Consider the following 12,575-nt stretch of genomic DNA (forward strand, 5'->3'; position numbering starts at 1 on the left):
AAACCGCCGCTGCCTGAACGGGTCAGATGCCGCCCTCGATACGAAGGCCATCCGTCAAAAACGCGGGTGTCACGTGCGGAGAAAATCGCGCTTACTGATCTTCTGCTTGCCGACGCGGCCCCAGCGCGGATCCTCCGCCGGATCATCCGCGTCGCTGGCAACGCTGCTGATGATGTTGCGCGGTCCGAACCTTTCGCGGAATTTAGCGTCCTTCGGATATTGAGGGTCGTAGGGTTCCTCCAGCGCGTTGAGGTGGTAGAGGATGCCGTGGAATTCGTCGAAGCCGTGAACCGTCGGCAGATATGCGTTTCGATCCCCGAGATGGTTCTTGCCGATTTGCGCCGTCGCGTAGCCGAGCGGTTTGAGGAAATCCGCGATCGTCGGATCGGACTCCTGCAAGCCTTGTTTCGCCGCAGGTAGGCCGACTTTCAGCAGGCCCGTGCGGAACGGCGTCTGCCCGGTGATGAAGGCCGCGCGCCCCGCAGTGCAGGATTGTTGTCCGTAGTAATCGGTGAATAGCGCACCGTCGCGTGCGAGACGGTCGATGTTTGGCGTGCTGCCGCCTAGGCGGTCACCGCAGCGGCGGTAACTTGGCTTTTGTCCAGCTCTCGAAGGTAGTCCGCCGACCAGTGGTAGATCGTATATGCTTCAAGTTTGTCCATCATCGACCGCCAGCGCCCGATACGCTCCTCACCCGGCATGTTGACTGCCTGCCAAATTGCCTCCCTGATTTCTTCAGGACGGTTCGGATCCACCAGCAGCGCCTCCTTGTCGTTGAAGTCTTCAGCCGCACCCGCGAACTTCGAGAGCACCAGAACGCCAGGGTCCTTCGGATTCTGTGCAGCAACATATTCTTTCGCGACGAGATTCATGCCGTCACGCAACGGCGTCACGACGCCAACACGCGCAGCGCGGTAAAGACGCGCAAGTGCGGACTGGCTGAACGATTCGTTCTTGTACTGGATCGGGCTCCACTCGTCCGTGCCGTGCTCGGCATTGACCTCGTTGATCCGGCCCTCCACCTCGTTTTTATACTTCTGATACTCTTCGACGTCGGCGCGTGAGGGGGGCGCGATCTGCAACAGCGAGATGCTGCGCGGCTCGGCCTTCAAAAGCTGATTGAACCCTTCGACCTTTTTGTCGATGCCCTTCGTGTAGTCGAGCCGGTCGACGCCGATCGCAAGCGTGGTGCCCTCGACGCTTTTCAGCAAGGACGACACTTTCTCCTGCTCTGCGGGAGACAAGTCTGCAACCAGGTATTCTGCGAACTGCTTCGGATCGATACCGATTGGGAACTTTTGACATCGCGTTTGGCCGCGCTCTGAGATCACAACGCCATCCTTGCTCTCCAGCCCGAGATGGGAACGCAGACAGGCGAGGAAGTTATTCACGTCCCGGTTCGTCTGAAAGCCCAACAGATCATACTCCAGCATCGACTTCATCAGTTCGCGATGATTGGACACGAGCTTGATCATGTCAGGGGCGGGCCATGGCGTATGCAGGAAAAAGCCGGTCGGCCCTTCGATGCCGAGCTTACGAAGGTCGGCCGCGAGAGGAAATAAATGATAGTCGTGCACCCAGAATGCGTCCCGATCCTGCAAGCCAAATGCCGCGCGCGCGATGAAGTCGTTCATCTCTCGATAGCTGCGGTACCCCGCTTGCGTGCGCGACATCCGGTCGGACAGAGAGTGCAATGCCGGCCACAACGTCGAGTTCGAATAATCTCGATAGTAGCCGGGATAGTGCGCAACCGGAAGATCGAGCTTGGCCACATGGGCTTTGCCAGCCTTCTCGAGCAGCAGAGGCTTCTCAGTCCCGTCGCCGAGGATATCCGAGGAGAACATCCAGACCGCCCCGGAACATTCCAAGACTGGCTCGAGGCCTGCGGCAAGTCCGCCGCTCTGGGGTTTATTGGGATCGAAGCGAGCGCCGCGGTTCGAAATGACGACCAGCTTCATGTTTGGCGGCTGGCCCACCAAATCAAGACGATCGTTAAGGTCGCTCGCGATAACAGGCTGGGAAGGACCTCCACTGGCTTGCTGCTCCAGCTGTAGTGGGATCTCGCTCAGGTATCGATCAAACGCCGCATGGCCTATCGTTTCAGGTTGCTGAGCGGCGTGTAACATAGCATCGGGGCTCAATGTTGCCGCTCTGAGAGTGTCATGGACTCGCTCCATTTCCTAACTCCGTTTGACGATGTTTCCGTCTGATGCGGTTCGCGATCAGCCCCCACTTATTTCTCAGCCCTCGTTATTTCCACCTCACAAGACTAGCAGGTCTAGCTCTCGGGAAGCTGACCAGGCGCCGAGCCAAATAGCGGTATCGGCGCTCCCATCCAGGACTGCAGCGCGATCGTGGCGGATGGGCCGTCGGCGCATCGGATTGAAAGAAGACTACCTTGGCCTTGATCGCGTTGATGAGCGCATGTAGGCCGCTGGATACAGCCGGACAAGGCGATCTCTAACACGCGACGGAAAAGATCGCTCTCTCGGAACCGGCCATGATACCGCGTGCGTGATCCTCTGTTGATCTTCGGCCGTTTGACCGGGCGCAGCACTTGTCGCGACCACGAACCACGTTTATCGCCCGCATCGTACAGACGCAAAAACTGGGGATACCGGCGAGCGGTCGCCGGAACCAGTCGCGGCCCCGCGAAGCTCTCGTCTACGATCCTGAGCTTCTCCGCACTCGTCCAGCGGCGCCGACGACCGCTCTCCACCACCTCTATGCGGCTCAGCACCGCACTGACCTTATGCACATCCATAAGACTACACTCCCAACCTTTTCACAAGACGGCCTTGCTCGGGTACGTACGTTTCGGCGGCAATGTGCGAGATAACTGAGTCTGCGCGCAAGAAGGAGGAAACCGATAATCCCATCCCGCTTGGAACGCGAAACCTGGCGTTTTGGGGCTCTTCTTTGATGCGAACCGGGACAGCAATCCCGTTTCATACTTAGGCTACTCAGGTCTGGCTGGGACAACGTAATGAACCCTACCAATTCCCGGAGGAGCATGCGGACGTGAAGTCCAATAGAGACTCCTTACCAGAGCGCGAACTCAGCGCCGAATCGGAGCGTCAGAAATGTTGGCAGTTGAAAGCGCCGCCGGAGAGATACGTACGTGACAGAGCACCCTCATTTACCGTCTGTCATGGCTGAGTGAGGGCTGGCGACAAGCACGAACTGACAGTCGATCGAACGTCCAGCAGCAGCGTCGACATCGTTCACCGCAAAGTGACACCGCCGCCAGAAATTGGGACGCCTAAAACTTGATTTTACCATGCCCCACATCCATCCAACTCGCTCTCTCTCTCACTACACTGCACCAGTTAATACCGAACCCGACGACACTTCGTATGATACTACAGTTTCGTCATCGGTTGACGGGTCTGGTGTCATCGGGCTGTCTGCTTGCAGACAAATCGCCGAAGGCATTAATGGAAATCCTTGAGCGGTTGATTGATGATGCGCGATACGAGGCAAGCCGTGCAAGCGCAAGAGACCGAACGGCTTGCTTTCCTTCTTAGGAGATCTGGGAGCCTTGCTGATTCTAAGAAGAGCGGCGGACCGTTTTCATTATCTGCAGAACAGAAGCAAGCATTCCTTGGCAGGTGTCAAATTTAATTGCTGAAGAAACACTCACCGGTATCTCCGATGAAGTACTAAAAAGAGTAGCAAAAGTCTCCGCGGGAACAGGAGTAGTGGGGCCGAAGACGAAAGAGGAAAGGAAAAAGATAGACACATCTTCGATACGAGAAGGGCTATACAACCTCGGCGACGAGATCGACGAAAAGCTTGGCGTGCCTGAACATGCGCGAATTCCTCCGATCACTTGGAAGCCGATGCATATCAAAGCAACACGGCTCTCGAACGTCCAGGAGTGAGCTGGTCCCGGTTGTCTGAACAGACTCTCCGCATCGATAAGTGGAGCGTCTGCCGGGGTTAGGCTGCCAGGCGGAGCGGCAGCGGGGTGAAGTAGGCTTGATCCGGCGTGCTGCCGTCAAGACTCGAGTGGGGGAAGTTTGCTGTTATAAAAGTCGAGATATCGGCCGATCGAGTTGCGCGCCTCGCTGACGCTATCATAGGCCCGCAGGTACACCTCCTCGTATTTGACGCTGCGCCACAACTGCTCGACGAACACGTTGTCCCGCCAGCCGATGATGTCCGATCCGCGTCCAGCAGACCCGGACAGACATGGCGCCGTTGCGGGGATGGGCCCCGCGCGGGCACAGGCTCCCCGCCAAAGTCCCAGACGGCCGTTGGAAAACCATGACTTTCCTGGCGGCCCTGCGCCATGACCGGATCGATGCGCCATGGTTCATCGAGGGACCAATCGATGGCGCGAGCTTTCGGATCTATGTCGAGAAGGTTCTTCTGCCGATCCTTCGTCCCGGCGATATCGTCGTCCTGGACAATCTCGGCAGCCACCGAAGCAAAGCCGTGCGTCAGCTCATCCGCTCGGCCGGAGCCAAGCTGTTCTTCCTGCCAAAATACTCACCCGACCTGAACCCGATCGAACAGGTCTTCGCCAAGCTCAAACATCTGCTCCGCAAGGCAGCCGCACGAACTGTCGACGCGGTCTGCGCCGCTATCGGTGAACTCCTCGACGCCTTCACGCCCGAAGAATGCGCCAACTACCTCAAAAACTCAGGCTATCGAAGCTAATGCCATCACGCTTTAAGCGCAGACATAGAAGCTCACATCGGCTCACAAAATCAGCAGCCGATAGCCGATTGCTCACCCCCAGCGCCAGACGGGGTCTCTTTGCCGCTTACTCATCATTTGGAGCGCAAGGCGATTCTTTGGGCGTCAATCCTCGGCCCATCAGGTGACGGGCTCAGCGGTGAGGTGCGCAGCGCACAGATCTTCCGTCGCCGTGCTCGGCGCCTCGAACTACACCTACGCCGAGGCCAGCCTCACCCAGAGCCTGCCGGACTGGATCGCCTCGCACGTTCGGGCCTTTGCCTTTTTCGGCGGTGTGGCCCGGCACACTGTGAGCGACAATTTGAAGGCCGGCATCACCCGGGCCTGCTTTCACGAGCCAATGGCCAAGGACCTATGCCGATCTCGCCCGCCATTACCGCACCGCCATCGTTCCAGCGCGGCCGTATCGGCCGCGCGACAAAGCCGAAGTCGAAGTCGAGGTCCAAATCGTCGGGCGATGGATTCTGGCGCGTCTGCGCAACCGCCGCTTCTTCTCGCTCATCGCCCTCAACGAGGCGATCTACGCGCTTCTTGTCGAGCTGAACAATCGACCGCTGCGCAGCTGGGGACGAAGTCGGCGCGACCTGTTCGAGGAGCTCGATCGTCCGGCGCTCACCCCCTTGCCGGATGAACCTACGAGTATGCCGAGTGGAAGCGCTGCCGGGTCAACCTCGATTATCACATCGAGATCGCCAAGCATTACTACAGCGTTCCTCACAAACTCGTGCATCAGGAGGTCGAGGGGCGGATTACCCAGAAGACCGTCGAGATCTTCCTGCATGCAAGCGCGTGGCCTCGCATCTGCGCAGCACGCTGCCGCATCGCTCGACGACGATCCCCGAGCACATGCCGAGCTCGCATCGCCGCTATCGTGACTGGACCCATGAGCGCATTCGCTCCGAGGCCGCCAAGGTCGGCCCCGACGCCGAGACGCTGATCGACGTCATCCTGCGGTCGTGGCCGCATCCGGAACAAGGCTTCCGCTCGGCCATCGGCATTCTCGGGCTGGGCCAGGAACGCGTCGACGCTGCCTGCGCCCGTGCCCTGCTGCTCAACGCTCGTTCCTACAAATCGGTCGTCGCCGTCCTCAAGAACTGCACCGACAGAACCGCTCCTCCCACTGAGGAGGCGCCAATCCTCTTCCACGCCAACATCCGTGGCCGCAACTACTACAATTGATCAGGAGATCAGCATGCTCATTCACCCCACCGTCGATCGCTTGCGCGTACTCGGCCTCACTGCCATGGCCGATACCCTCGTCGAACTGCAGAACAATCCCGAGGCGACCGGAATGCCGCACGCCGATTGGCTCGGCCTCCTCGTCGATCGCGAGGTCACCGCCCGCGACAACCGCCGCCTCACGCGCCGCTTGACCAGTGCCAAGCTCCGTCAAGCCGCCACCATCGAGAACGTCGACTACCGCACCGCCCGTGGCCTCGATCGTTCGCTCTGCCAGAACCTCGCTACCTGTCAATGGATCCGCGATTCCAACCACCTGGTCATTGTCGGCCCAACCGGCACCGGCAAGTCCTGGCTTGCCTGCGCGCTCGCGCAACAAGGCTTGCCGCGACGGCTTCTCCGTTCTCTACAAGCGAGCATCCCGCCTGTTCGCCGATCTCGCTCAGGCGCGCGGCGAAGGCCGTTTGGCGCGCCTGATCGCCGCGCTTGAGAGCGTCGATCTCCTCATCCTGGACGAATGGGGACCCGAACCGCTCACCGCCGACCAGCGCCGCGATCTGCTCGAGATCGTCGATGATTGCTAGGACAAGGGATCCTTGTTGATCACAAGCCAGATCCCCGTGTCGCAATGGCGACGTCATTGCCGATTCCACTCTCGGCGATGCGATATTGGACCGCATCATTCACAATGCCCACCGTCGAGCTCAAAGGCGACAGTGTGCGCCGGCAGGCCGGCGAAAGGAAAACCACGTGAGCACCTCGCGCTCGATCGTCCCGCCGGCCCACAGGCCCCTCCCGCGCGTGTCGCTGCCGTCGCTCGTGGGGGCACTCCGCGCCGCACACGGGGCCCTCCGATGGACCGCCAGGACGATCTCCAAACCAATCGGCCAGCCTTGACCAGGAGACCATTTCCAGCCCACATAAACCCGTCAGTCGTGTTCGCCTCCGCACCTGATCATGATCGCTGGAATCCGTGATCACCATCGCCTGGAACACCTGATCACCATCCCTGGAATGCGCAGCCACCTCCGACCTGCCGCGAAAAGGCCACTCAATCAACGCGGCATGTTCTGTGTCGCTGGCCTACAAGGGCATGGCAAAAATAACCTGGTCTATAAGCTCGAAGACAGCCCTGCCACTGTGATGACGCAGCAGCAGCGTAGTGTCGGCACTGAGGTTAAGCATCTGGCGACGCACCCAGCCGGCTACAGGGCTGGCGAAACGATGCTTGAGTTGGCCATAAGCCGGTTTCTTGCTGCAGGTCGTCGCGCCAAAGTAAGCTTAGTTGCTACGCCCGAAGCGCAGGATTTCATGAGAAGAATGGCTTCAATAGATGACGCTTTTTTGGTGCGCCTGTTTTTGATTTTAAACGTCCGTTTGACGGCGCGCGCTCGGCGTTTCTGCGGGGCTTGGCCGAGACGAAGCCGCGATAATGGCCGCCCTAGCGATGTTGCAGGAGATCGTGGCAGGTCGACACCGGCTGGTTCAACGAAGAAGGAAGCGATCAGCGTACGAGTCAAAACGCGGATCGCGCGCCTACGAGACCTCCCATGTCGCCGGCAAGCCACACTCATGGTTGCCTCGCGCGCTTCCGTTGGCGAGGATCAAGCCGGCTGTTGGGGGTAGCTGCGGCGCCATCGCGTAGAGCTGCACTTCGGCCCTCCGGAGCAGTTCGACGGACTGAACCATCCCTTTTTCGCGCGCCTGCGGAGCCCGGACGAGAGCGCAGTTGGATCGTCGTACGAGCTCCCGAAAGGGCCGTCATTTTGACGCGTCCGGCGCGCCATTGCCACAGAGGTAGGTCCGTAGTGCCTGCACGCATACATCTGCATTCTTGTTGTCTCTCTTCTCCCGCGGAACGAAGGTGAGATCGGCGTGCCGATAATGTGGCGTCCGCTTCTCGACCATTTCATTGAAGGCTTTATTCCGATCGCTGGTCTGCAACAACGGGCGGCTCTTGTCCTTTGAAAGGCGCTTTCGAATCTTGTTCTGGTCGGTGTCGAGCCAGATCGAGACCGCTTTCTCGCTGATAAGGTGTCGGGTCTCCTCACACATAAACGAACCGCCACCGGTCGCGAGCACCGCGGGCCCTTTCTCGAGAGATTGCGCGATAACCTTTGCCTCACAATCCCTGAACCACGGCTCGCCTTTCGTTGCGAAAGTATCCGATATCGACATGTCGGTTACCTTCTCAATCTGTTTGTCGGAATCGATGAATGGCAGCCTCAGGCGTGTTGCGAGATACGCGCCGATCGTGGATTTGCCGGACGCGGGAAGGCCGACGAGCACGATCGGCCGCGTGCCGAGAGCAGTGACAATCTCTTGTGCGATCGGTGATCTCTCAAGCGTTCTTGGCCGTTCGACAGCTCGCAATCCAAAGGCTGCGCTGGCGCCCCATCTACGACTCTCTTCGACCTGCCAGTGGGAGATGCTTTGGGCACCATCTGGGATTGCGACCTCCTTGCAGACCTCTCGCGCGCGCTGCGCGAGCTCTTCGGCTTCACGTTGCTCCTGAGCGTCTCCGCTCGCTTGCTGGCGAAGTTTCTCCAGCTCCTTGTAAGTATCGTGGTTGACGACCTTGGCCTGGTAGCTAGCTGGTGTATGAAACTCCACCTCGAAGCGGTAGCTGCCGGGAGTGGCAAGCACGGACTTGATGCCAACGAAGGCCGGATCGTGCATCCTGAACCAATTAGCGGTGCTAATTTCGGCGTAGCCTTGCTCCTCAAACGCGAGCATGGCCTTCATGAAGGCAAGTCTGAAATCCTTGTCAGGGATTTCGAAGACGTGACGGACAGCGTTGCTGATCAATTGTGCGGCGTCGGAGACTACGCTCTTACCGGTGAGCTGCTTTCTAATCGAGCTTTCAGATTTTAACCGATGATCGAGATGGGGCATATTCACCTGGAGGTTTGCCTTCCTGAGGGCTCGGGCAACCAAGAAGGCCGTGGTGGTGATTGCCTCCTCTTCCGCCTTAGCGCGGGCAGCCTCCATTTGGGCGCGCTTTGAGGCCTCCTCGCGGGTCAGCTTGACCGTCACGGTGGAATTCTCGGCGACAGGCTGCCGGCCAGAGGATTTGGGCAGAATGTGCTTCTCCACGGCGAGCCCGATCGAGGCTTCCATGATTGAAGCCGCCAGCGTGGGATTGTCCTTTAGATCCTCCAAAGTCGCATCGACGTCGAACCTTCCCTGGCTGAGGGTTGCCGCCAAGCTCTTGCCGAAGGGTGCGGAGTTCAGGCCCGGCGTCTGTTGCAGGAGCCGCTGCAGCTCTCGGCTTTTTTTCATGAAGAGCGGGGCGCCTGTATCGGACTTATAGGCGTCGGTCCCAACCTTGATGCCGAGGCTCAGGAGGTTATTTGCGCTTTGGACGCAATCGTCCGGAATGTAACCATCCGGTCGGGGATCGATGCGCGCAGGATAGTGATCGAGCAATGACTGGACGCGGTCGCGTGGGTGAGGAGCAACCTGATAGGCTTCCGCCAAGTCCGGGAAAAGCTCCGAAAGCGTCTCACTCACCGTCGAGTTTGGATCCGAGCCGCTTTCGACTGCCTTGGGCAGAACCTGCTCATCTTCTCTTGCTGCCCACGCCTTGAGGTCGGCGACGAGCCGCACCGCCGCTTCGCGAGCGACCGGATGGTCTGCAGCCGCGATCTCGTCCCTTGCCCTCTCGAGCTTAGCTTGAATATCCTGGCTGCTGACCTGTTCCTGATTCAACAGGTCGCGGATGTCTCTTCGCAGTTCGTGATGAACGCCCTCGTAGATGCCGAAGATGGCCCGTTCGGCAAACCACCGCTGCGCTTGATGGGATTGCGCAAGAAAGTGTCGCTGCAGGGTACTATAAGTTTCCAAGACATCCTGCGTGGCAGCGAGGATCTGGCGGCCACGACTGAATTGGTAGCTACCGCCCTCCATTGCCGGCGTATGCGATTTTGGCGGCTTGAGCGAGCGAACTCTGCGAGCTTGCTCCTTCTGATCAAACGCGCGAACATGGGCATAAAGCTGCGGCCTGTCACCGATGATAATGACGGTATCACCGTCAAAGTCACCATCGAGTTTTTTTTGTTCACCGATCGGTACGGCCACCAAGGACCCCGGAGCAAACAATTCGGTCGCCTGGAGAATGCCGACGCAGTCGACCCGTGTGTCTACCGTTACGCGGTCCTTGCGCTGGGTCCAGTTCGAATGCGACTTGACATCTTCGGCAGACATCACCAGCCCACGGTCGGCGTAGTTGGATGGCCACATCTCCTCCGGCACCACGATCAGGATGCCTTTCGAAAAAAACGTCGGATCCTCGGGCGTCAGTTGCTTTCGTGACTTCTGCGCGACATTGAAGCTGTATTGCATAGCCACGCATTTATCGAGAAATGCCGCAGTCGGGTCTCCGTCGAATGATAACTTAACGTGCTCGGCGGCGAATGGCCGCAGGTTGGCCTTGTCATAGGGGGACCGGCCGACCAGAACGCCATTTGTTCCTGTCAACGTATCGCTCTTGAGCGTCGGTACATGGAGATCGCCGTCACCGGAGGGTACGGCGACGGCGCCGGGACCATCGATGTGTCCGGCCGTCACGGTACGAAACAGCTGATCGGCCGTCAGGGTTTCTCCTTCTCTGCTCTCAAGCCAGCTCTTGGCCTTCTCGCGCGCTTCTTGTGCCACCTGCTCGCTGCGCGGATAGTGTTGCAACGCCGAGGCGGGCAGCGATGATCTCCTTCCCTCAGCGAAAGCATGGACCCGATCAGCGCCTTGGGCAACCAGGCGAATAACGCCCATACGCTCGGCCAGCGATGCCTTTATGAAGCCGCAGCCGTCATGCGGCCGCAAAGCGATCGGGCCATCTGGTCCAGTCAGCCTGAATGGATGCTGCTCGTTGGCAGGCCGGTCCGGCAGTAGCAACAGCCTGAACGCTCCCTCCAGCGCGTAGTCGTGAGGGCTGAGATCACTGACTGCAGGTGGCGCCGCAAACCCTCTGCGCTGAGTGTAATAATATGCCTCTTTGAACGGGGCCCAGGCGCGGGATAGCTGCTCGAACGCTGTGCCGGGAGCGGTTTCGGAATAAGGTATCGCCAGGAGCTTTCCCCCGGGAGTTATAGGGTCAGGCTCGCCAGGAACGGTCGCTGCGATTTGCGACAGAGTTGGCCTTGGCGCTTTTAACTTGCTTCCGCCGAACAGATCCATGCGATATGGCACACCTTCGACGGCGAGCGTACGCGCCAACATGAACGCGCTCGGCTTTGCCGGGAGTTGCACCGCGACTACGGGCAAGACCCCCGAGGTCAGTCGATGAAAAATCGAATATCGCGTCTCCGGCTCCGTGGCCACTCGCCGCCCCTGCATGTCAACGACTGGTAACTGCAGCAGCCCTACCTCACCCTGCGGCGGCCTGGGCTCGTGATCCATGGCTTGCAGAACCTGATGCACGTCGAAGACGGATGCAGGATGTTGAGCCCGGATCCTCGCCGCATCATGCGTCATGAATGTGTCCAGCGCATCAATGGTCTCGTCTTCCTCAATCTGTGCGATGAGATTCCAGCTTTTGTCCGAAAGATCGCCTTGAATGAGGTCGCGCGCGTTCGCCAGCATCTTCTTGGACCCGCTTTCCAGCTCTTGCCGCCTGATCGCCAAATCGGGCTTGCTGCCCTCGACATGCGGTCGCCGGTAAAAACTCGCCAGGACCTCACGCGCCTTGAGCACCTGATAGATTGAGAGGGCGGGACGGCGGGTCGACAATGATCCGCGGGTTCTCTCGGTATCGCTTGCTGTGAGATGAGCCGCGACCTTCTGCTCCAAGACTGGTTGGAGATCGTTCAGCAGGTATAGAGCTTGCCTACGGTGTCGGCGCGTCGATTTTTGCGAATTGCAGGCCAGCGGCAGCAGAGCGACGCAAAGGTTGCCCATCGACTCGAGGTTGTTCTCGGCCATAAAGCCGGAGCCATGAAGCAATTCCTCGAGCCGAGCTAACCCGATCGGTGCGAGTAAGCCAAGATCGTCGAACAACCGGGCCTTACTCAGGGCCTTGAAAATGGTGGCGATGATTAGAACATCGGCTTGTTCCAAGCGATCAGCCGCATACTCAAGATGATGGGCCAACCGATGTAGCCGATCGATCAGTAGCGCCGTCTCTGTAATTTCTCCGGTGTCCTCCCCCCTCATGCAACTTCGCCCGAGAGCATGGGCAATCATGCTGAGCTGAGGTGTAGTAAAATCACCGAAGCGCCGGCCTCTCGTACCGAGGTCGCGTGCGAGGCGTATGATCGCCTGGTGGCACGCCGCCTCGTTCGGCCACTTGCTGAAACCATTCGCCAGGACAGCCATGGCCTGTGGATCGAAATGGGAGAGCTGGCCGGGACTCACCTCGCCGGCGATCGCGACCGCAGCGTCGCGGCAATCCGGCTCGTCCGACCACTTGCTGAAACCGTTTACCAGGTTCACCAGGTGGTGCGGTTCGAAATCGGAGAGCTTGCGGGAAAGCACCTCACCGGCGATTGCACCTGTGCCATTGCTACAATCCGGCTCCGCCGGCAACTTGCCGAAACCATTCACCAGGTTGGCCAAGGCCTGTGGATCAAAATGGGAGAGCTGGCCGCGACGCATTATACCCGCGATTGCGACTGTGGCCGTGCGACATTCCGGCTCGTCCGGCCACTTGCTGAAACCATTCACCAGGTTGGCCAAAGCCTGCGGTCCAAAATCGG

The 12,575-nt window shown here is 59.2% G+C and carries 4 protein-coding genes and 5 pseudogenes; 5 read left to right on the forward strand and 4 right to left on the reverse strand.

What is annotated here, in order from left to right; genetic code table 11:
• Positions 1-96: 96 nt before the first annotated feature.
• Positions 97-570 (reverse strand): annotated as a pseudogene (locus ABIB90_RS41065) (sulfatase-like hydrolase/transferase); the annotation flags it as partial.
• Entirely contained in the window at positions 564-2,177 is a 1,614-nt protein-coding gene (locus ABIB90_RS41070) for an alpha,alpha-trehalose-phosphate synthase (UDP-forming) (RefSeq protein WP_084462389.1), read from the reverse strand. The pseudogene ABIB90_RS41065 and the gene ABIB90_RS41070, both read right to left, overlap by 7 nt.
• Before the next feature lie 1,434 nt (positions 2,178-3,611).
• Between ABIB90_RS41070 and ABIB90_RS41075 the strand changes: the two genes are divergently transcribed.
• Positions 3,612-3,884, forward strand: coding sequence for a hypothetical protein (locus tag ABIB90_RS41075; RefSeq protein WP_156949075.1), 273 nt, complete (start codon positions 3,612-3,614; stop codon positions 3,882-3,884).
• A 58-nt stretch (positions 3,885-3,942) separates the two neighbouring features.
• On the opposite strand, the pseudogene ABIB90_RS41080 reads toward ABIB90_RS41075, so the two are convergent.
• Positions 3,943-4,153, reverse strand: a pseudogene (locus ABIB90_RS41080) (integrase core domain-containing protein); the annotation flags it as partial.
• Positions 4,154-4,182: 29 nt separating this feature from the next.
• Between ABIB90_RS41080 and ABIB90_RS41085 the strand changes: the two are divergent.
• From ABIB90_RS41085 to istB, 4 genes and pseudogenes are all read left to right on the forward strand, one after another.
• Positions 4,183-4,665: pseudogene (locus tag ABIB90_RS41085) on the forward strand (IS630 family transposase); the annotation flags it as partial.
• 111 nt (positions 4,666-4,776) lie between these two features.
• Positions 4,777-5,204 (forward strand): annotated as a pseudogene (locus ABIB90_RS41785) (DDE-type integrase/transposase/recombinase); the annotation flags it as partial.
• Between the two features lie 289 nt (positions 5,205-5,493).
• The gene (locus ABIB90_RS41090) at positions 5,494-5,883 is read left to right on the forward strand and encodes a transposase (protein WP_027520074.1); all 390 of its coding nucleotides are present in this window, start codon (positions 5,494-5,496) and stop codon (positions 5,881-5,883) included.
• A gap of 13 nt (positions 5,884-5,896) precedes the next feature.
• A pseudogene (gene istB / locus ABIB90_RS41095) lies at positions 5,897-6,637 on the forward strand (IS21-like element helper ATPase IstB).
• 1,007 nt (positions 6,638-7,644) lie between these two features.
• Here istB and ABIB90_RS41100 read toward each other — a convergent pair.
• Positions 7,645-12,555 (reverse strand): shikimate kinase, encoded by a 4,911-nt coding sequence (locus tag ABIB90_RS41100; protein ID WP_354202924.1) that lies wholly within the window; start codon positions 12,553-12,555, stop codon positions 7,645-7,647.
• Positions 12,556-12,575 lie beyond the last annotated feature (20 nt).

Origin of the sequence: Bradyrhizobium sp. JR4.1 (assembly GCF_040548605.1) — a bacterium.
Lineage (GTDB): Bacteria > Pseudomonadota > Alphaproteobacteria > Rhizobiales > Xanthobacteraceae > Bradyrhizobium > Bradyrhizobium canariense.

Bases quoted from the DNA above. Each gene is read 5' to 3' on its own strand.
- ABIB90_RS41070 (WP_084462389.1), bottom strand. From the start codon at position 2,177: ATGGAGCGAGTCCATGACACTCTCAGAGCGGCAACATTGAGCCCCGAT.